The 20,114-nt window shown below is 72.0% G+C and carries 17 protein-coding genes and 1 tRNA gene; 7 read left to right on the forward strand and 11 right to left on the reverse strand.

Annotated features, from left to right (window positions below):
• Nucleotides 1-267 precede the first annotated feature (267 nt).
• The gene (locus AB0K14_RS01360) at nucleotides 268-1,542 is read left to right on the forward strand and encodes a hypothetical protein (protein WP_360448443.1); all 1,275 of its coding nucleotides are present in this window, start codon (nucleotides 268-270) and stop codon (nucleotides 1,540-1,542) included.
• Here AB0K14_RS01360 and AB0K14_RS01365 read toward each other — a convergent pair.
• The 6 genes from AB0K14_RS01365 to AB0K14_RS01390 all read right to left on the reverse strand — a co-directional run bounded on the left by AB0K14_RS01365 (nucleotide 1,539) and on the right by AB0K14_RS01390 (nucleotide 11,108).
• Nucleotides 1,539-3,413 carry an acyltransferase family protein gene (locus AB0K14_RS01365; RefSeq protein WP_360448440.1) on the reverse strand — a complete coding sequence of 625 codons (1,875 nt, stop codon included), beginning with the start codon at nucleotides 3,411-3,413 and terminating at the stop codon, nucleotides 1,539-1,541. The genes AB0K14_RS01360 and AB0K14_RS01365 overlap by 4 nt on opposite strands.
• Before the next feature lie 37 nt (nucleotides 3,414-3,450).
• Nucleotides 3,451-4,566: an acyltransferase gene (locus AB0K14_RS01370; RefSeq protein ID WP_360448437.1), complete on the reverse strand. Its 1,116-nt coding sequence runs from the start codon at nucleotides 4,564-4,566 to the stop codon at nucleotides 3,451-3,453.
• Nucleotides 4,563-5,564, reverse strand: coding sequence for a hypothetical protein (locus tag AB0K14_RS01375; protein WP_360448435.1), 1,002 nt, complete (start codon nucleotides 5,562-5,564; stop codon nucleotides 4,563-4,565). The genes AB0K14_RS01370 and AB0K14_RS01375 overlap by 4 nt, the downstream gene beginning before the upstream one ends.
• Nucleotides 5,557-6,201 (reverse strand): hypothetical protein, encoded by a 645-nt coding sequence (locus AB0K14_RS01380; RefSeq protein ID WP_360448432.1) that lies wholly within the window; start codon nucleotides 6,199-6,201, stop codon nucleotides 5,557-5,559. The genes AB0K14_RS01375 and AB0K14_RS01380 overlap by 8 nt, the downstream gene beginning before the upstream one ends.
• A 94-nt stretch (nucleotides 6,202-6,295) precedes the next feature.
• Nucleotides 6,296-10,006, reverse strand: a complete 3,711-nt coding sequence (locus AB0K14_RS01385) for an FkbM family methyltransferase (RefSeq protein ID WP_360448429.1) — start codon at nucleotides 10,004-10,006, stop codon at nucleotides 6,296-6,298.
• Complete coding sequence (locus AB0K14_RS01390; RefSeq protein ID WP_360448427.1) at nucleotides 9,999-11,108, reverse strand: hypothetical protein; 1,110 nt, start codon at nucleotides 11,106-11,108, stop codon at nucleotides 9,999-10,001. The genes AB0K14_RS01385 and AB0K14_RS01390 overlap by 8 nt, the downstream gene beginning before the upstream one ends.
• Before the next feature lie 392 nt (nucleotides 11,109-11,500).
• Here AB0K14_RS01390 and AB0K14_RS01395 point away from each other — a divergent pair, with 392 nt between their 5' ends.
• Both AB0K14_RS01395 and AB0K14_RS01400 read left to right on the forward strand, forming a co-directional pair.
• On the forward strand, nucleotides 11,501-12,442 hold the full coding sequence (locus tag AB0K14_RS01395) for a glycoside hydrolase family 6 protein (RefSeq protein WP_360448424.1): 942 nt from the start codon (nucleotides 11,501-11,503) through the stop codon (nucleotides 12,440-12,442).
• Between the two features lie 150 nt (nucleotides 12,443-12,592).
• Nucleotides 12,593-14,344, forward strand: coding sequence for an ABC transporter ATP-binding protein (locus AB0K14_RS01400; RefSeq protein WP_360448421.1), 1,752 nt, complete (start codon nucleotides 12,593-12,595; stop codon nucleotides 14,342-14,344).
• Between the two features lie 13 nt (nucleotides 14,345-14,357).
• Here the strand turns inward: AB0K14_RS01400 and AB0K14_RS01405 are convergent, their stop codons facing one another.
• The 5 genes from AB0K14_RS01405 to AB0K14_RS01425 form a co-directional block, all read right to left on the reverse strand.
• On the reverse strand, nucleotides 14,358-14,915 hold the full coding sequence (locus AB0K14_RS01405; protein WP_360448418.1) for a hypothetical protein: 558 nt from the start codon (nucleotides 14,913-14,915) through the stop codon (nucleotides 14,358-14,360).
• A gap of 45 nt (nucleotides 14,916-14,960) precedes the next feature.
• Nucleotides 14,961-15,377, reverse strand: a complete 417-nt coding sequence (locus tag AB0K14_RS01410) for a hypothetical protein (RefSeq protein ID WP_360448415.1) — start codon at nucleotides 15,375-15,377, stop codon at nucleotides 14,961-14,963.
• A gap of 109 nt (nucleotides 15,378-15,486) precedes the next feature.
• Nucleotides 15,487-15,915 carry an OsmC family protein gene (locus AB0K14_RS01415; protein WP_360448412.1) on the reverse strand — a complete coding sequence of 143 codons (429 nt, stop codon included), beginning with the start codon at nucleotides 15,913-15,915 and terminating at the stop codon, nucleotides 15,487-15,489.
• A 177-nt stretch (nucleotides 15,916-16,092) separates the two neighbouring features.
• Nucleotides 16,093-16,165, reverse strand: a tRNA-Gly gene (locus AB0K14_RS01420).
• 13 nt (nucleotides 16,166-16,178) lie between these two features.
• Nucleotides 16,179-16,589: a hypothetical protein gene (locus tag AB0K14_RS01425; RefSeq protein ID WP_360448410.1), complete on the reverse strand. Its 411-nt coding sequence runs from the start codon at nucleotides 16,587-16,589 to the stop codon at nucleotides 16,179-16,181.
• A gap of 247 nt (nucleotides 16,590-16,836) precedes the next feature.
• Between AB0K14_RS01425 and AB0K14_RS01430 the strand changes: the two genes are divergently transcribed.
• The 4 genes from AB0K14_RS01430 to AB0K14_RS01445 all read left to right on the forward strand — a co-directional run bounded on the left by AB0K14_RS01430 (nucleotide 16,837) and on the right by AB0K14_RS01445 (nucleotide 19,993).
• The gene (locus AB0K14_RS01430) at nucleotides 16,837-18,228 is read left to right on the forward strand and encodes a sigma-70 family RNA polymerase sigma factor (RefSeq protein ID WP_360448408.1); all 1,392 of its coding nucleotides are present in this window, start codon (nucleotides 16,837-16,839) and stop codon (nucleotides 18,226-18,228) included.
• Nucleotides 18,229-18,314: 86 nt separating this feature from the next.
• Nucleotides 18,315-18,749, forward strand: a complete 435-nt coding sequence (locus AB0K14_RS01435) for a DUF983 domain-containing protein (protein ID WP_360448406.1) — start codon at nucleotides 18,315-18,317, stop codon at nucleotides 18,747-18,749.
• 27 nt (nucleotides 18,750-18,776) lie between these two features.
• A complete protein-coding gene (locus tag AB0K14_RS01440) occupies nucleotides 18,777-19,640 on the forward strand; it encodes a DNA-formamidopyrimidine glycosylase family protein (RefSeq protein WP_360448403.1) in 864 nt (287 codons plus the stop codon).
• A gap of 92 nt (nucleotides 19,641-19,732) precedes the next feature.
• Nucleotides 19,733-19,993 (forward strand): hypothetical protein, encoded by a 261-nt coding sequence (locus AB0K14_RS01445; RefSeq protein WP_360448400.1) that lies wholly within the window; start codon nucleotides 19,733-19,735, stop codon nucleotides 19,991-19,993.
• The last annotated feature ends 121 nt before the right edge of the window (nucleotides 19,994-20,114 follow it).

The following is a 20,114-nucleotide window of genomic DNA, read 5'->3' on the forward strand; positions in this document are numbered from 1 at the left end:
ACCGGCGGGGCGGTCTCAATACGGGGTTGTCCGCCTTCGGATTTCGATACGGATCGCAGGACGCGAACGGTTCGCACTAAAAAGGCCAACCCTCCCAAAGTGACCAGGATCACAGTGGGCCACATGCCGTTCCTCCGCTGCATCGGGTTCCTGTCACCCGAAGAGACGTCTGCCATGCCCGCCGGGTTGCACGCGCACCACTACGTGAATCCCCACCTTGAGGTGAACCGCGAACGAGCGACATACGTGCCGGCTAGGCTGTTCGGCGTGAGCATCGACCCGCCCAAGAGCCTCCCGGCGGTGCCCGAGTCGCTGCTTCCCCGCGAGCACGCCCTCTACCGGCCGCGGCACAGCAGCCGCCAGCGCACCGCGCTCACCCTCGCCGTCCTGTTCTTCTGCGGGCCCGCCCTGCTGCTGCTCGTCGGCGTGCGGCCGGCGGAGTTCGAGAACCGCAAGCTCGCCGAGTTCCCGTCGATCACCGACGGCTGGGGCTTCTTCACCGGGCTCAACGCGTGGGCGAGCGACCACGTGCCGCTGCGCGACAAGGCCGTGGCCGCCGCGAGCGGCATCAGCCGGGGCGTGTTCGGCGAGGCGCCCGACCTCGACCGGCCGCAGGACGCGGTCGGTCCGGTGGTGACGCCGAAGGACCCGTCCGCGGACCGCCCCGAGCCGACCGCGTTCGTGGACGTGATCGAGGGCAAGGACGACTGGCTCTTCCTCGGCGCGGACGTCGAGGGCGCGTGCGACCCGTTGCTGCCGATCGCGGAGGTGCACGCCCGGCTGAGCCGGCTGCGGGCCGCGGTCGAGGCGTCGGGCCGCCGGTTCCTGCTGGTCGTCGCGCCCAACAAGAGCACGATGGTGCCCGACTACCTGCCGTCGAAGTTCTACGGCAAGGACTGCTTCAACAAGGCCCGCGACGAGTTCTGGAAGGGGCTGCCCAAGACGGGCGCGCTCGACCTGCGGTCCCGGATCGAGGAGACCGCCAAGCTGACCAACCGGCTGCCGTACCCGAGGTACGACAGCCACTGGACCCACGAGGGCAGCCTGGTCATGGCGCGGGTCATCACCGACACCGTCAAGCCGGGCACGTCCAAGGGGTGGAAGGTCGTGCCGACCCAGGTGGTCGACCGCGAGGGCGACCTGGCCCCGCTGCTCGGGCGAACCGCGACGGACCCGATCCAGGCCTACGACCTCGCGCCCAACGGCAGCACGGTGCGCAGCCACGAGATCAACCCCGTCCCCGAGCCGAAGCGGTTCACCCAGCCGCCGGCGAACGGCGTGGCGACCGCCAAGGTGGGGCTGCTCGGCGACTCGTTCGCCTACTACGCGGCGCAGTACCTGGTCGCGTGCTTCACCGACCTGACGATGGTGCACGTCGAACGCCTCACCAGCAACGCCCGCGAGGTCGCCCAAGCCCTCGCGGCCACCGACGTCGTGGTGCTCGAAGCCGCGGAGCGACTGCTGGTCAGCGGGCTGGACCCGGTGCTGGCACCGGCCGTCATCGACGTGATCGCCGAGGAGTTGGCCAAGCAGCCGCGCTAGCGGTGGTGCCCGTTCTCCTTGGCGTGGTTGGCCAGCAGGGACGCCACCGTCACCGCGGGACCGCTGTCCTCACGCAGCCGCCGGCGCCTCGGCGCGACCTCGTCCGGGTCCGGCTCGTCGGAGGGCCAGACGGCCGGGATGTGCTGGGTGGGGTCCTCGACCGCCCTCGGCGCCGGGGCGGGACGGGGCGCGAGCGGACGCGGCGTGAGCCGGTCCGGAGCGGGTCGAGCCGGGGTGAGCCGCCCCGGTACCGGTTGGTCCGGTGCCGGTTGGGCCGGCGTGCCGCGGGGTGGTGTGGCTGTACGCACCGGAGGAGCGGGTTGGGCCGGCGTGCCGTGCGGTGGTGTGGCTGTACGCACCGGAGGAGCGGGTTGGGCCGGCGTGCCGTGCGGTGGTGTGGCCGTGCGCACCGGAGGGACGGGTTGGGCAGGCGTGCCGCGCGCCGGCGTGCGCGGGGGAGGGGTCTGCCGGGGAGGAGCGCCCTGGAGCGGCGTGCCCTGGGGCGGGGTGCGCGGCGTGCGCTGGGGCGGCGGGGTGCGCAACCGGTTCGGCGGCCGGACCGGCGCGATCACCACGGTGGGCTCCTCGCGCACCGGCTCCGGGTCCGCCTCCTCCGGCCACCGCGCGTCCTCGACGTCCTCGACGTCCTCGAACTCGTCCGGTTCGGCCACGTCGTCGAACTCGTCCGGCTCGTCGTGCTCGTCCTCGAACTCCGCCTCGGCCTCCGCCGGTTCCGGCTCGGGCTTGGGCGCGGGCTTGCGGGACAGCCGCCGGGCCAGCGCGTGGCTCGGCTTCTCCACGAACCGGTAGCTCAGCTCCACCACGCCGAACGTCAGCGCCACCGCGAGCGGTATCGCCAGCAGCAGCGGCACGGTCGGCCGCATCAGGTCCAGCGCCACGAACGCGACCAACCCGTGCAGCAGGTAGATCGAGTAGCTGCGCTCGGACAGCGCGATCCAGATCCTGCGTTCCTTGAGCCGCGGCTCGGCGAAGTACCCGGCCATGAAGCACAGCAGCGCGAACGCGAGCGCGAGGTTGTAGGAGGTGTCGAGCCGGCCCAGCTCCAGGTGCTCGGCGAGCACGTACAGCGCCCACGCGATGCCCACGTAGGTCCCGCCGAGCCACAGCGGCACGCGCTTGCTCGTGGTGGCCCAGATGATCTGCCCGATGATCGGGATCGGGAGGTAGGAGACGTTCACCGCGAACAGCGCCCACGACGCGCCGAACTCCCGGGCGCTCATCATCACCACGAACACGAAGGTCAGCTGGGCGCCGATGGCGAGCCACGTCCAGCGCCTCATCACCGGCAGCAGCAGCACCAGCAGGGTGTAGAAGACGACCTCGACGACCAGCGTCCACGCGACGCCGACCATCACCACCTGCGGCACGATCAGGTAGTTGACCACCAGCGAGTTGGTGAGCACGGTCCACCAGGTGATCGTCGGCTCCTCCGCGCCGACCAGCGTCTGGGCGCCGAGCAGGATCACCCCGGCGGTCAGCAGCACCACGAACGTCATCGGGATGTAGACGCGGACGAGCCGGTTGAGGCCGAACCGGCGCTGGCCCTGGCGCAGCGCGATCGGCGTCACCACGAACCCGCTGACGAGGAAGAAGAACGGCACCGCGATCTGGCCGATGCCCTGCAGGCCCATGTGCATCGGGTCGCTGGTGAGCGCGTCGATGAAGTCGATGCCGGGCGTCGGCCCGACCTCGCGCTTGGCGACCCACTGCTCGGCGAGGTGGCTGTAGAAGACCAGCAGCGCGGCGAGCCCGCGCCCGATGTCGATGAACGCGATGCGAACCTTCGGCGGTGCCGTCTGACCGTCCAGGGGTCCGCCCCTTCCAGTCTCGCGACCCTCCCCGGGCAGCATGGTAACGGAAGGCTCTCGATCGGACGGCGGATCGTGATTATCCCGGGCGGCCGGTAACGCTGCCGCGCCGCTCCCAGCGGCGGATCGCCCGATCAGCGGGCATCTCGACCAACCGGTGCAGCACTTCGGCCGCGAGGAACGTCACCGCGAGTCCGATCAGGACCACCAGGTTCTCGTCCAGGTGAGGCATCAGGGTGTCGAAGACCGGGTAGATCGCGCACACGTGCACCAGGTAGATCGCGTACGTGCGCTTGGCCCACGCCTTGACGAGCGCCGACCGGCTGACCCGGTCCTGCGCCTTCATCAGCAGCACGACCACGAGCACCGCCAGCAGCACGGTGCGCGGCACGCCGTCGCCCTGGAACGTGAGGCCGATCTTGTCCGCCCAGACCAGCAGCAGGAAGTGGACCGAGCCGATCGCCACGCCCGCCAACGGGTCGACCCGCCCGGAGTGGACCAGGGAGATCAGCTGACCGAGGCACAGGACCGGGAGGTAGGTGGCGAACCCGGTGAAGTGGGCGCCGAAGAACTCGTTGTGCGGCGCGGCGAGCAGCGTCAGGCAGCAGAGCGCGGCGATCGCGAGCGGCGGTACCCAGGCCCGCTTGCGCAGCAACGGGATCGAGAGCGCGACCAGCACGTAGAAGAGGACCTGCACGCGCAGCGTCCACGTGATGGCGAGCAGCGCGACGTCCGGTTCCGCGAAGCCGTTGCCCAGCACCATGCCGAGCAGCAGCTTGTCCACCCCGAGCGGGCCTTCCCAGACCCGCGAGATCCGCAGCCCGAAGTTGATCATGCACCAGCCGATGAACGTGACCACGAACAGCAGCGGCGCGAGGCGGGTCAACCGGCGGCGCAGGAACTGGCCCGGCGTCTCGCGGTTGGTGACGTGCGTCACCACGACCCCGCTGACCACGAAGAAGAACGCGACGCCGACGAACGAGATCCACGGGTGCAGGTGCAGCGTGTCGGCGCTGACCCACGCGGTCGCCGTCCACGCCCACCACCCCTCGCCGACGCCCGCGAACCAGGCGAGCACGTGCGTGAAGACGACCGCGCACGACGCGATGACCCGCAGCAGGTCCAGGCCGTGCAGGTAGTCGGTGCGCTTGGCCCGCGCGGTCGTGGGCTGCTGCTCCAGTTCGGTGGTGCTCATGCCGGACGCCTCCTCCCGCGGTGCAGGACCCGGTGCACGACGCGGTGCGAGCCGAGGTGCAACAGCTCGGCGGCGAGGCACGTGCACGCCAACGCGACCGGGATGGCCACCACCGGCGGCACCACGGGGTGCTGCACGCCCAGCACCGCGTACCCCACCACCGGGATCGACACGAACAGCGGCAGCGCCCGGCTGTCCAGCCAGCGGACGAGACGCGTCGCGGCGAGGGAGGCGCCCCTCGGCAGCGCGATCAGGAACAGCAGCAACGCGTAGACGCCGGTCAGCGGGCGCCAGAACGCGGCGGTCCCGGGGACCACCCGTTCCGCGAGCACCAGGAGCCCGAGGCACAGCAGGCCGAGCCCGAGGGCGTGCCGCCGGAACAGCAGTTCGGTGCGCTGCAGCCAGGCGACCTGACCGAGCGTCGCCAGCGGCACGAGGGCGGCGACCAGACCGATCACCCGCGGCACGTCGTGCGCACCGGTCGAGGCGGCCCACCCGCTCCCGAGCAGGAGCAGGCACACGACCTCCAGCTGCACGAACACGGCCAGGCCGGGGAACCGGTGTTGCAGCGGCAGCAGCACCAGCACGACGAGCGCGAACAGCGCCACCGCGGCCACCGGCGTGGTGATCGCCGGGTCGACCAGCGGTTGCGCGCCGACGGCCAGGAGCAGCGCACCCACCGCCACGGCCACCACCAGCGGCGGGAGACCCCGGCGCGCCAACCGGGACGCGAACGCGAGCCGGCCCGGACCCGCGGCGCCGGCGATCCCGCCGACCGCGAACCCGGCGACCATCAGCAGCAGCGCGACACCGAGGAACCCGAAGTCCTCGCCGACACCGGTCGGTCGGTTGACCCAGTTGCGGATCGCCAGAAGCAGGTCCGGCGACCGGTCGTGCCGGCTGAGCCACAACCCGACGAGGTAGCTGTAGGCGACCAGGCACACGGCGGCGGCGGTCACCACGCTCACCCCGGCGACCCGGGTGCGTCTGTCAACCATCGGCGGGCAGCGCCCCGAGCTGCTTGGCGAGCAGACCGCCGAACCCGGCCAGGTCCGCGGGCGTCCGCGCGTTCAACTCGACCCGGACGACCAGGTCACCGTGGACGTAGTGGGCCCGTGCCGTGGACCGCGCGTGCGGATCGGCGTCCGGTTCGGGCTCGAACTCCACGATCCGGGTGACGCCGTTCTCGGCGGGCGTGCGCCAGAGGCCGAACGAGACCTGCAACTCGTCGAGCTCGTCGGCGGCCCGCAGCGCGGCGTCCCGGTCGGCCAGCCGGACCACCGCGACCAGGAGGCGACCCTCGGGGAGCTTGGACGACACGGTCAGCCGCGCCGCGCCCGCCCCTTCCCGGGTGAAGACCTCCACCTCGGACGGGTTGAGGAAGCCGAGCTTCTCGACGTCCCGGAAGGACAGCACGTGGTCGTAGTACTCGGTGCCCGAGTCGAAGTCGGCCAGCGCGAGCCGCGGCGCGGCGCGTCGGCCCTCCTCGCCGGCGAGCGGCACGTTGCGCGCGTTGTCCGGCAGCGGTGGCGCGCCGAACAGCGCGAGACCGCCGAGGCTGACGCCCGCGAGCAGCGCGATGGTCAACAGGGTGCTGGGCACGGAGGTGCGCGACGGCGTCCGACGGTCGGACACGGCACCTCCTCACCAGGACGCGGCCCCCGCCGATGGCGGGAGCCGCGTCGATTGTAGGTGAGGATTTTGGTCACCAACCTGGAAAAGGCTCAGGTCAGAGTGGGCGAAGCCACAGTGTGACGAAGCCGGTGTCGACCGCTTCCGCCTGCCGCACCAGGTCTTCGTCGACCTGCTCGGCCTCCGGGTCGGCGCCGAGCGGCACGGGCGCGTACCCCATCTTGCGGTAGCCGAGGAGGACCTGGAGCGGGTCGTCGCCGAGCTCGGTGATCGCACTGGGGCAGAACTCGCACACCACGTGCGGCCGGTCGCGTTCCAGCACGGCGGTCAGCCCGGCGAGCGCGCGGTGGTCGCGGCCCTGGAGGTCGACCTTCACCAGCGTGACGCGGCGGTCGGCCACCTCGGGCCTGCCGTCGAGCCGGACCGCGGGGATCACCACGCCGCCCGCCGCCTCGTCGGACAGCTCGTGCGCCCGGTGGTCGCCGCTGTTGTCGTCCTGGGCCTGCACGAGGCGGATGCTGCCGTCCTCGTCCCAGGCCGCGACCGGCAGCACGTCGACGGTCCGCGCGCCCTCCGGCCCGAGGTTGGCCACCACGTTGCGGCGCAGGTACTCGGCGTTGACCGGGTTGGCCTCCACCGCGACGACCGACGTGACGCCCTCGGTCCGCTGGAGCAGGCGCAGCGTGTGGTAGCCGACGTGCGCGCCGATGTCGAGGAACGTGCCGTCGCCCACCAGCCCGGCCATCAGGTCGGCCTCGTCGACCTCCCACGACCGGTGGTAGGCCAGCCACGGCAGCACCACGTTGTCGACGGGCAGCAGCAACGCGCCCGCGTCGCACACCACCACGTCCGCACCGGCGGGCACCGGCGCGTGCCGCAGCCGGGCCGTGTCCTGCACCGCGGCCAGCGCCCGGGCGAGCTCGGCGATCCGCTGCTCGTCGCCGTCGAGCCGCCGGTCGCGCTCGGCGAACCGGCCGAACGTGGTGCGCTCGTCGTCCTCCAGCCGCGACCACACCCGTTCCAGGGTGGTGTCGAGCTGCTTCTCCAGGCCCGTCACGCTCGACGCGGTGTCCTGCACGGCGGTGCGGAACTCGTCCTGCACGGCGGCCAAGCGGGTCTTGAGGCCCTCGTTCGCCCAGCGCGTCGACTCCACGTTGGACTCGACCGCCTCCAACCGCGCCACCACGCCGTGCAGCGTGTCCTCGACGCCGCCGACGAGCGTGCCCATCACCTTGCGCTGGTGCACGTCGTAGTGGTCGATGGCGCGCAGCACGGCCTTGCGCAGCGCGGGCGCCAGCGGCGTGCGCGCCGCGGTGCCCACCTCGGCCCGCCACAGCAACGCCTGCTTCGACTCGCGCAACGGCCGCAGCAGGTCCGCGCCGGGCAGCTCGGCCCGGTAACCGGCGCCGCCGCTGCCCTGCCAGCTCTCGTGCGCCGCGCGCAGCTGCTCGGCCATCCAGTCGGCGGCCTTGGCCACCGACCGGGTGCGCAGGATGTGCTCACGTGCCGCGCGACCGCGGCGGGCGGCCTCGGCCGGGTTGTCCGCGACCTCGCGCATGGCGCGCGCGGCGGCGTCCAGGTCCGGCTCGGCCCACACCGCGGTGGCCGGGTACGGGTGGTTGCCCGGACCGACCGGCACCCGCCGGTGCGGCACCGGCCAGCCCGTCGTGGCGTCCAGGAACTCCGCGGTGCTGGAGTAGTCGGTGGAGATCACCGGCATGGCCCGTGCCATCGCCTCGGCCACGGTGAGGCCGAAGCCCTCGCTGCGGTGCAGCGAGACGTAGGCGCTGCTCGACGCGTACAGGTCGTCCAGCTCCCGCACGGACAGGTACCGCTCGACCAGCTCGATCCGCGGGTCGTCCATGACCTTGACCCGCAGCCGCTCGGCGGTGTGCGGGTTCTTGTCGCCGTTGATCGCCTTGAGCACCAGGCGCACGTCGTCGCGGCCCTCGAACGCCCGCTGGAACGCGTCGACCAGGCCCCACGGGTTCTTGCGCTGGCCGATGCTGAAGAAGTCGAACGCGAACAGGAACCGGACCGGGTCACCGGGACGGCGTTCGGGCCTGCTCACCGGGCCGGGGTCGCGCACCGGCACCGGGATCGCCTTGACCGGGACCGACGTGTGCTTGGCGATGGCGTCGCGGCAGAACTCGCTGACCGTCCACACCTCGTCGACCAGGTCGAACGCGTGGTGCATCTCGCCGGGGAACTCCTCCAGCTCCCACGCCCACAGGCCGATGCGGTAGCGGTGGTGGCCGACCTGGGGCTGGTGGTCGAGCACCGCGCGGGTCTGGTCGGCGTTCACGCACAGCAGGCTGATCGGGAACCGCGGCTGCCCGACCGTGCCCGGCTCGGCCAGGCCCGTGCGGTTGGACACCAGCTGGTCCTCGACCACCGAGACGACCGGCACACCGGACTCGCGGATCGCGTCGTGCACCAACCGCGCCATCTCGCCGACACCGAGCTCCGCGGTCAGGTAGCCGACCACGTTGACGCCGAAGTCCGGCGTCGGCTCCGCGGGCTCGACCGGCTCGGCGGGCAGCGCCCACGCCGGCAACGACGCCTCGGTCACCCCGGAACTCGCGCACCAGGAGCGGAACGGGCCGGCGTCCCGGCTGTGCGGCAGCGGGAACGCGGTCCTCAGGTCGGGGCGCGAGTCCCACACCGCCTGCACGAGACGGCTCAGCGTGGTGCCGACGGGCGCGTCGTCCGGCGGACCGGCGAGCCACCGGCGCAGCGCCGCGCCACCGTCGGAGTCGAACGCGTGCGGCGGCACGACGACGGCCCGGGCGCCCGTGTTCTTGCGTTCGGTGTTCTTGCGTTCGGCTTTGACCCACGCGTCGCGGTACAGGGTGCGCATGGCCGGGCTGATCTTCGTGCCGTCGGCCATCTTCGCGAAGCCGTACGGGATCGACTCCAGCGTCTCGGCGTAACCGTTGCCCTGCAAGGACGTGCGGTAACCGTCGCACAGCTCGCGGACGGTGGGGTGCTCGGACAGCACCACGCGCGGCCGGGTCGGCGTGTGGTGGGACAGCAGCCACGGCTTCTCCGGCCGGTAGCCGCTGTAGTGGAAGAACCGCAGCCGGTGGCCGCCCGCGGTCAGCACGCCGTCGGCGTCGCGCTCCACCGGGCGCTCGTGGATGTTCCAGTAGGCGACGTTGAAACCGGGGTCGCGCAGCACGGTGTTGCCGAACAGCGCGGGCACCTGGTCCACCCACCGCTGGTCGGTGAACAGCTGCTTCTCCGGCGCCACGATCGCGTCGTGGCGCAGGCGCTCGGCCCAGAAGTCCAGGAACGGCTCGGAACCGGGACCGGTGGCCACGAAACCGAGGTTGAAGATCCCGGCGCCCATGATCGCGGCTTCGCTCGGGTCCTTGCCGTCGCGCGGCAGCGGGGTGAGGAAGTGCGGCGTGAGCACGATGCCGTGCGCGAGCGCCAGCTCCTCCAGCTCCGGCATCGGGGCGAAGACCTCGATGTCCGGGTCGAGGTAGATGACCACGTCGGCCTGCGAGCGCAGCTCGCGCAGCAGGTACGGCTTCACCGCCGTGGCGAGCTCGGTGATGTTGTAGGCCGTGGCCATGCGCAGGTAGTCGTCCGCGTCGATCCCGGTGGCGTCGGGGCCGACCGTGCGCATCCGCCCCTGCCGCTCGCCGGAGCCGCGCGGCGCGTCGATCACCGCGATCACGAACTCGTGATCGGGGTGGTGCTTCAGGTAGGACGCGGCCAGGACGCGCGCGGCGGGCATGTAGTTGCGGGCGACGACGGTGCACGCGGTCACGGCACCGCCGCCGTTGCGCGGCTCAGCCATCTGCGGGGAGCACCTCTAGCTCGGCGTCGAGGGCCTCGTCGAAGCCCTTGCGGGCGGCGGCGAGGGAGGGCGCGGCGACGTCGACCCGGATGATCAGGTCCTTGCTGCTGTAGTGGCCGCGGACCCGGGCGTTCTGCCCGTCCTTCGCGTCGACCTGGCCCGCCATCACGCCGGCGGGGGCGTCGGTGACCTGCGCCATGCCGTTGTTGATCTGGGTGTTGTGCAGGCCGAGCGCGCCGGCGGCGGCCGCCGCGGCGTCGGTGCACTGCACGATCAGGATGATGCCCCTGGAACCGTCGTCCAGGGTGAACTGGGCGAGCTTGGTCTTGGTCGCGCCCGCGGTCGTGTAGAGCGCGGCCTCCGAGTCCAGCAGGTACTTGAGGTTCGGGACCGCGGTGAAGTCGGTCACCGCCTTGTTCGTGCTGACCTTGCCGGGGACCTCGCCGATCGGCAGCGGGTCCGGCGGCGGCTGCGACGTGGTGGTCGTCGTGGCCCCGGAGCTCTGGGTCGGGTCGGCCACGGGCGTCGAGCCGCCGCGCCCCCAGATCCAGTAGGCGCCGAACGCGATGCCCGCGAGCAGCACGACGGCCAGCACGATGCCGATGACCTTGCCCTTGCCGCTGCCGCTGTCGTCGAAGACCTCGGGGCCCTGCGCGATCCAGCTCGGGTTGGCGTCGCCGACCGGGCTGTAGCTGTCGCCACCCCACGGCGGCGTGCTCGACGGCGGAGCGGACTGCCAGCCGCCCTGCTGCGGCGGCGGCATCTGCTGCTGCTGCTGCGGTGCGATCGGGGTCACGTACTGGGTGCGGTCGGCGTCCGCCGGCCGCTGGCTCACGACCTGCGTCTTGTCCGGGTTGGCCTGGTGGGCGCCGGGCGTGACGATCTGGGTCGCGTCGGGGTTCGGGTTCGGCTGCGACGGCGGCACCGCGTCCCAGCGCACCGGCGGTGCGAACGGGCCGCTGTTGGGCTGCGCCGGTGCGGCCGGGCCGCCACCCGAGGCGGCGGCGAGGAGTTCATCCCGGCGACGGCGGTAGTCGTCGGCACTGATCCGACCCTCCGCCAACGTGCGGTCCAGCTCTGCCAGGTCCTCTTGCCAGGACATTCCGCTCCTCCAGGGGTTGCCGCGCGAGCGCCATTGTTGCTTATGCGCTTCCGGGCGGTGCGGGCATACGGCACTTGTGATGTGGTCGTTGCCGGCCGTTGGTTCCTCCGGGTGCGCAAGGCCACCCGAACAGCACGTGGACCGCGGGGCACGCGATCCGGACGTGACGAAACCCGACCGACCGGTATCGCTGGTCACGGCGAGCGAGCAGTGGGCACGCACAGTGCCCGGCAGGCGTGGAGGCAGCCTGCAACACATGCAGCAGGTGGCAGTTCGGACTTCGGTACCGACGGCGTCGACGTGATCGTGCGGGCGTTGGTCGGACCGCTCCGTTGACCGGACTGCTTTGATCGGTGAGCCGCCGTCGCGTTCCCACGGAGGAAGGACCGTCAATGCGCTTGACCGCGACAGTGCTCGCCGTGCTCGCCGCGCTGGTCGTCCCGGGCCAGGCCAACGCGGCCAGTCCCATCGGCATGACCAGCGGTTTCTACGTCGACCCCAACTCGAACCCCGCCGTGTGGGTGCGCAACAACCCCAACGACGGGCGCACGTCGGCCATCAGGTCGTCGCTGTCCACCAAGCCGATGGCGCGGTGGTTCGGCAACTGGAGCGGTGACATCCGCACGGCCGTCGGCAACTACGTGGCCGCCGCCGACGCGGCCGACAAGCTGCCGGTCCTGGTGGCCTACAACATCCCCGGCCGCGACGCGTGCGGCGGACACTCCGGCGGCGGCGCGGGCTCGCCCGAGGCGTACCGGACCTGGATCTCGAACTTCGCGTCCGCGATCGGCACCCGGCCGGCCGTCGTGGTGATCGAGCCCGACTCGCTCGCCGACTTCAACTGCATGACGCCCGACGCCGTCACCACCCGCAACGCGATGATCCGCTACGCCACCGAGCAGTTCCGCGACCGGGCGCCCAACACGTGGGCCTACCTGGACGCGGGCAACGCCCGGTGGGTGCCGGCGAACACGATGGCGGGCCGCCTGGACGCGGCCGGCGTGCGCAACGTCCGCGGGTTCGCGATCAACGTCTCCAACTACTTCACCACGTCGGAGTCGGCGTCCTACGGCAACTCGGTGAACGGTTCCCTGCCCGGCTACACGAAGGCGTTCGTGATCGACACCAGCCGCAACGGCAACGGCTCGAACGGCCAGTGGTGCAACCCCGGTCAGCGCAGGCTCGGCGTGACCGCCCAGACCGGCGGCGGCGCGGAGATGCTGCTGTGGGTGAAGGTCCCGGGCGACTCCGACGGCAACTGCGGCACCGCCCCGAACACGCCCGCGGGCACGTTCGACCCGGAGCTGGCCTACCGGTTGGTGTTCGGCTACTGACGCTCCGCCACGCCGGGCGGGCGCCTGCACGGCACCCGCCCGGCCAGGGCAAATGCGGTGGACCGGCCACCTAGGATGTGAGAGCGCTCTCCCACACGGCGCGGTGTGGGGTGCCCCGTGCCCCCGCCGTTCCAGGAGCCCTGTCGCCCCATGCCCCACGGTCCGCTCGACCACCGCTACCGCGGCGAGCACCCCGTCCGCACCCTCCTCTACCTCTTCCGCGAGGACCGCGCGAAGCTCGCCCTCGGCGCGGGCGCGTTCTTCGTCAAGCACAGCCCCACCTGGCTGACCCCGGTCATCACCGCCCACGTCATCGACGTCGTCGTGGAGCGCAAGCCGCTCATCGGCATCTGGCTCGGCGCGGGTCTGCTGCTGGTCATGCTGGTGCTCAACTACCCGTTCGCCGTCCTCTACACGCGCTGGTGGTACGGCAGCGCCCGCCGGATGGGGATGCGGATGCGGTCGGCCCTCACCCGGCGCATGCAGCAGCTGTCCATCGGCTACCACGCGCGGGTCAGCGCGGGGGTGTTGCAGACCAAGGTGATCCGGGACGTCGAGAGCATCGAGACCTCCGCCCAGCAGGTCGGCGACCAGGGGCTCTCGGCGCTGGCGACGTTGAGCGGCGCGCTGGTCGTGATCGGGTTGAGCGCGCCCGCGTTCCTACCGGTCTTCCTGCTGGTCGTGCCCGCGGCGGCGGTGCTGGTGATGTGGTTGCGCGGCAGGCTGCGCGCGTACAACGAGTCCTTCCGCCAGGAGGTCGAGCAGCTCTCGTCGCGGGTCGGCGAGATGACCACGCTCATCCCGATCACCCGCGCGCACGGCCTGGAGCGCACCGCCCTCAACCGCATGGACGGCACGCTGCGCCAGGTCTTCGCGGCCGGCATGAAGCTGGACGGCCTCAACGTCCGCTTCGGCGCGCTGGCCTGGATCCTGCTCAACGCCCTGGGCGTCGGGTGCCTGGCGGGCTCGGCGCTGGCCGCCTACCACGGCTGGCTCTCGGTCACGCCCGGCGACGTGGTCATGCTCAGCGCCTACTTCGCCTCCCTGACCGGCGCGGTCACCACGTTGATGAGCCTCACCCCGTTGATCAGCAAGGGCCTGGAGTCGGTGCGCTCGCTCGGCGAGGTGCTCCAGGCGCCCGACCTGGAGCACAACGCGGGCAAGGCGCAGGTCGACGCCGTGCGCGGCGGCGTCCGGTTCGAGCGCGTCGGGTTCGCCTACCCCGAGGCCGAGCGGAACTCGGTCGACGACTTCAGCCTCGACGTGCGGCCGGGCGAGACGATCGCGCTGATCGGCGCTTCGGGCGCGGGCAAGTCGACGGTGGTCAACCTGGTCATCGGGTTCCTGCGGCCGACCGCGGGGCGGATCCTGCTCGACGGCGTGGACATGGAGTCGTTGGACCTGCGCAGCTACCGGCGGTTCCTGTCGGTGGTGCCGCAGGAGTCGATCCTGTTCGAGGGCACGATCCGGGACAACGTCACCTACGGCTTGGACGACGTGCCGGAGCACGTGGTGCGGCAGGCCCTCGCCGACGCCAACGCGCTGGAGTTCATCGACCGGCTGCCGACCGGGCTGGACACCGTGGTCGGCGAGCGCGGTGCGCGGCTGTCGGGCGGGCAGAAGCAGCGGCTGGCCATCGCGAGGGCGTTGATCCGCGACCCGCGCGTGCTCGTGCTGGACGAGGCGACCTCCGCGCTGGACACCAAGTCCGAGGCCTTGGTGCAACAGGCGCTGGCCCGCCTGGTGCACGGCCGCACGGTGTTCGTCGTGGCGCACCGGCTGTCCACGATCCGCAAGGCCGACCGCATCGTGGTGATGGAGGACGGCCGGATCGCCGAGATCGGCTCGCACGACGAACTGCTCCGCTCCGGTGGCCTATACGCGCGGGCGCAGAGCGCGTAGCCGGAGCCGCCCCTCAGTTCTTCTTGGTCAGCAGCGTGGGCCCGACGATGCGCCGCGCGATCCGGCGCAACTTGCTGCGCGGCTTGGCCGGTGGCGTCGACGCGCGCTCGGGGGCCGGGGTGGGTGCGGCAGCGGGGACGGGTGCCGCCGGCGCGGGAGCCGGGACGGCGGTCGGCTCGGCCACGGGAGCTGCCGGCGCGGCGGCAACGGGTGCCGTGGGCTTCGCGGGAGCAGCGGCGACGGGTGCCGTGGGCTTCGCGGGAATGGGAGCGACGGGTGCCGCGGGCTGCACAGGAGCGGCGGCGACGGGTGGCGTGGGCTTCGCGGGAGCGGTCGTGCCGCCGGTCCTGCCGTTGGCGGTGCCGTTGGTCGGGCGGTTGCCCGTGCCGTGGGCGGGGAGGATCACCGGCGGGAACTTCGTGGTGGCCGCCGCGACCGGCATGAGGTCGGTCGCGGTCATCGGCTCGGTCGTGGGCCAAGCGGGTTCGGGCGTGGTGGCGACGGGCTGGATGCGGACCGTGGGCGTGCCGTTGGTTCGCTGGGGCTGGGTGGGCACCTGGCTGGACGTCACGCCTCGATCTTGCCAAAGCACGCTCGGTGATCCGGTGGCGGGCGATCAGCAGAAGATGAGCCCGCACTGCTTGCGGGTCGTCGTGGTGGTCCTGCTCGTCGTGGTGGTGGGCCGCCGGGTGGTGGTCGTGGTCGGCCGCGTGGTGGTGGTCGTCGTCACGTCCGTCGTCGTGGTGGTGGCGGTGGTGTCCGTCGTCGTGGTGGTGGTGCTGGACGACGACGACACCGTCGTGGTGGTGGTCTTGCCGGAGGACGCGGTGCTCGACGTCGTCGTGCCGGTCCCGCCGCCCGTGCGGCTCGGTTGCTCGCTGCGCTTGACGACCACGATCTCACCGCCGTCGGCCGGCTCCAGGCCCCTCGGCGGCTTCACGACGCCACCGTGCACCGCCAGGAGGGCGGCCACCGCCGCACCGATCAGGGCGCCGAAGGCGAGCCGGCCGGAACCACCCAACGCCGTGAGCATCCACAACGACTACCGGCCTCACTCGTTCGGGTCAAATCCTTCGGGACATCCGGTACCGGCCTGACACTTCGGGTATCAGGCTGGTACCGGACGTCATCCGATCAGCGGGTCACGCCTGGAGGTTCGCGGTCAGCGTGATCTCGGTGCCGGTCAGCGCCTTGCTGACCGGGCAGTTCCGCTTGGCGTCCTCGGCGGCCGCCGCGAAGCCCTCGGCGTCCAGGCCGGGGACGATCGCGGTGACGGTCAGGTGGATGCCGGTGATGCCGGTGCCGGGCTGGAACGTCACCTCGGCCGAGGTGTCGACCTGCTGCGGCGGGGTCCCCGCCTGGGCCAGGCCGTGCGACAGCGCCATCGAGTAGCAGGACGAGTGCGCGGCGGCGATCAGCTCTTCGGGGCTGGTCTTGCCGTTCGCCGCCTCGGCGCGGGACGGCCAGCTCACGTCGTACGTGCCGATGCCGGACGACTCCAGGGCGACGGTGCCCTTGCCCTCCAGCAGGTTGCCTTCCCAGTGAGTGGTCGCCTTGCGGGTGGTGGCCATGTCTGCAACTCCGTCTTCGACGAGGAAACCTTCGACGCCAACCTAATGGCGATCGCGGGCGCGTGCGGTGCGCACCCGGGGGTCGAGAGGGCTCCGCCGGGGAGTTCGGGGCCTGGCGCCCGTGTGGAGGGCGAACGAAAACGGCGAGTGCTCCATGAGCACTCGCCGTGATTCGAGAGCGGATGACGAGACTCGAACTCGCGACCCTCACCTTGGCAAGGTGATGCGCTACCAACTGCGCTACATCCGCCTGTTGCCGACAACTATAGCCCACCGTCCGACTTGGTTTCGACGGGGGGTCCCGAGCGCTCCAGCAGCCGGTCCACCTCGACCAACCGCTCCTTCGACCACCGCCACTCCCACAGCGGCCTGACCCGGTCGACGACCTCGGCGGGCAGCCACGGCGCCACCTCGTCGCGCAGCTCCCACTCGTCGAACACGTGCTCGTAGAAGCTGACCACGGACGCGTCGGACAGGAACCGCTCGGGCTGCCGGAAGCACCAGTGGGCGAAGCCGTACACGCGGCAGAGCACGTCGTGGTCGCCGTCACGGTGCGCTTCCAGTGCGAGTTGCCACAACTCGGACAGGAACACGTGGCAGGACCAGGACTCGCGCTCAACGACGGCGCTCAGCTCGGGGAGGAGGGCGGAAGCCCTTGTGCGCCAATCGACCACGCGGCAGGAGACTACTCGTGATCGGCGCGCCCGCAGCACGGTCGGCCACCAGCTGACGCCCACCCGTGACCGGTCCGTCACCGGTTGCGAGCGGACCCGCTGCGGCGCGCAGGTGCGCCGGGTAGGCCGAACGGCCCAGTCCGTCAGTCGGTGTTCGGTATCGGCTCGCTATCACTTCGGGCCGGGACCGGCCGGCTGTGGCATCTTGACGACTGGACCACAGGCGGGGCGGGAGGTGCCGGGCGGGATGGCCGGAGATGCCGATTTCGACCGGGAACTGCTCGCCAGGGTCAGGGCGGGCGACGACGGCGCGTTCGGCGAGCTGTTCACCCGTCACGCCGACGCCGTTCGTCGGTTCGCTCTCCGGCACGTGCGTGAACACGCCGAGGCCGACGACCTGACCGCCGAGGCGTTCTTCCGGGTGCTCCAGGCGATCCGCCGGGGCAACGGCCCGACCGACCACGTCCGCACCTACCTGCTGACCGTCGCGCGCCGGGTGGCGTGGGAGTGGAGCGGGCGGCGGCGGGACGTGCCGGTCGAGGACGAGGAGCTCAGCCGGCGGGTCGAGCCGTTCCCGGACGTCACCGCGAACCGGCCGGAGCACGCGCTGATCTCCCGCGCGTTCACCAGCCTGCCCGAGCGGTGGCGCACGGTGCTGTGGCAGGTCGAGGTGGAGGGCGAGCGGCCGGCCGCGGTCGCGCCGAGCTTCGGCCTGAGCCCGAACGCGATGGCGGCGCTGGCCCGCCGTGCCCGCGAGGGGCTGCGGGCGGCGTACCTCCAGGCGCACCTGGCCGAAGACGCCGGGCCCCGCGCGTGCGGCTCGGTGGTCGCCAAGCTGGGCGCCTACACGGCGGGCGGCGCGCAGGGCACCGAGGGCAAGCGCATCCGCAAGCACCTGCGGACCTGCTCCTCGTGCAACGCGCTGCACGCCGAGCTGGTCGAGGTGTGCTCGACGTTGCGCGCGCACGCGGGCAGCATCGCCGTGCCGGTGGCCGCGACCGCGTTGCTGGCCCCGGCGGCGCTCGGGTCGGCCGGTCCGGTCGTGCTCGGTCCGGTCGCGATGGGCCCGGTCGCGATGGGCCCGGTCGCCGTGGGCAAGGCCGCGTGGCTCACCGGCCGGGTGAAGCTCGTGCTGGCCACGACCGCGTCGGCGGCGGCCGTGGGGCTGTTCGGCGTGATCGCCGGGACGTTCACCGGCGCGCCCGGCCCGGCGCTGGTCCAGTCGGGCCCCGACGGTGCGCCCGGCCGGCACGTGCTGGTCCTGGGCACCACCACGACCGTCACCGCCACCGGCACCGCGACCAGCGAGACCTCGCCGGCGCCGTCGGTCGACGCGCCGCACGTCCGGCACACGAAGACGATGACGACGGGGCGGTCGACGCCACCGGCCACCACCTCCTCCTCCGCCGTGCCCGTCCCGCCGGCGGTCGTGGTGCCGAGCGGCTCGTCCTCGCCGGCCCGGGAACGCGCCCTGGCGGTGGCCCCGGCGCCGACCACCACGTCCGACTCCCGCACGGCGCTGCTGATCACGACCACGACGACCGGCCCGCCGACGACGACCACCGGGTCGGCCAAGCCCACGGTCACGCCGACGACCGTGACGCTGCACCCGACGCCGAGCCGCCTCGAACCCGCGTAACTGCGGGTTTTCACCCACGAGGTGCAAGACTTTGCCGGTAGCGTGGACAACGCTGAGTGATCGCTCGACGTCTTGAGGAGACGGTGATGACGCGGCTGGTGCGCGGAGCTGACGGCCGGATGTGGACGGTGCGCAGCCAGATCGAGTGGCGCAACCCGTCGACGGACGAGGACTTCGAGCACGACGTGAGCGGTGGCCACGGTCCGGGCGTGCTGCTGCTGGCGATCGTCATCGGCATGGGCGTCACCCTGGTCATGTGGACGCCCGCCGAGGTGGTCGTGCCGTCGTGGCTGATCGTGGCGCTGGTCCTGGTGTTCCTGTTCTTCCCGGTGCGCTGGGCGGTGCGGCGGCCGTGGCTGGTGGCGGCCGAGTCGAAGAAGACCGAGGAGCTGCCGCCGGAGCGGTGGGTCGGCTCGGTGCGCGGCTTCCTGACCGTGCGCAACGAGGTGGCCAACGTGGCCCGCAAGATCGAGATGTACTCGCTGCCCGACCTGGACGGTCCGCTGCAACCGGTCGACTGATCGCGCCCGGCGGGTGACACTGGTCGGGTGCCGGAACTGCCCGAGGTCGAGGCGCTCGCCCACCACCTGCGCGAGCACGCCGTTGGACGGCGCGTGCACCGGGTGGACGTCGCGTCGTTGCAGGTGTTGAAGACGTTCACGCCGCCGTGGACCGATCTCCAGGGACGCGAGGTGACCGGCGCGGGCCGGTTCGGCAAGCACCTGGACCTCGACTGCGGCGGCCTGCACCTGGTGGTGCACCTGGCCCGGGCCGGGTGGCTGCGCTGGTCGGAGCACCTGTCGGCGGCGCCGCCCAAACCGGGCCGCGGGCCGTTGGCGCTGCGCTTGCACCTGGGTCCGCCGGGCGAGGGGCCGGGGTTCGACCTGACCGAGGCGGGCACGAAGAAGGGCCTGGCCGCGTGGGTGGTGCACGACCCGGCGGACGTGCCGGGCGTCGCGCGGCTGGGTCCGGACGCGCTGTCGGTGACGCGCACCCAGCTGGAGGACCTGTTCGCGGGCCGCACCGAGCGGCTCAAGACCGCGTTGACCGACCAGACGCTGATGGCGGGCGTCGGCAACGCCTACTCCGACGAGATCATGCACACCGCCCGGCTGTCGCCCTACGCGACGGCGGGCAAGCTGTCCGCGGAGGCGTTGGACCGGCTGCACGAGGCGTTGATCGGCGTGCTGAACGACGCGGTGGCGCGATCCGTGGGCCAGTCCGCGGCGACCCTGAAGGGTGAGAAGCGGTCCGGGCTGAGGGTGCACGCGCGGACCGGTCTGCCGTGCCCGGTGTGCGGTGACACCGTGCGCGAGGTCTCGTTCGCGGACAAGGCTTTCCAGTACTGCCCGACGTGCCAGACCGGCGGCAAGCCGCTGGCCGACCGGCGGATGTCACGACTGCTCAAGTGAGTCACACGGACGAGTGGCTTGCTCCGTTCGTCGGCTGAGCGCGGTCGTGCGGGGAAATCCTCCAGGTATCGGATCGACTACCTGGAGGAGTTATGAACCAGCGCCTCGCCGCCGCGCTGATCGGTACCGCCATGGGGATCGCGACGTTCGCCGGCTCGACCATCGCCGTCTCGGTCGCCGACCCGGCGCCGAAGCAACCCGAGTTGGAGCAGGACCAGGTCACCAAGGTGATCTGCCGCGTGCTGGAGCAACTGGACCTGCTCGACGACCCGAACCTGGAAGACCTCGTCAAGAAGCTGGAGTGCAAGAAGACGGACCCGACCGAGACCACGACCACCACCAAGACGAAGTGACGGCGGGCCGACGCCGAGCGGGGGCGGTCGACGCTGACGCGGGGTGAGCGCCGCGGCCGCGGGTGCGACCCGAGTGATCGGGTCGCACCCACTCTCCGTGATCATCAGACCTCTTGATCAC

Source organism: Actinosynnema sp. NPDC050801 (assembly GCF_040673975.1).
In the GTDB taxonomy this organism is placed as follows: Bacteria; Actinomycetota; Actinomycetes; order Mycobacteriales; family Pseudonocardiaceae; genus Actinosynnema.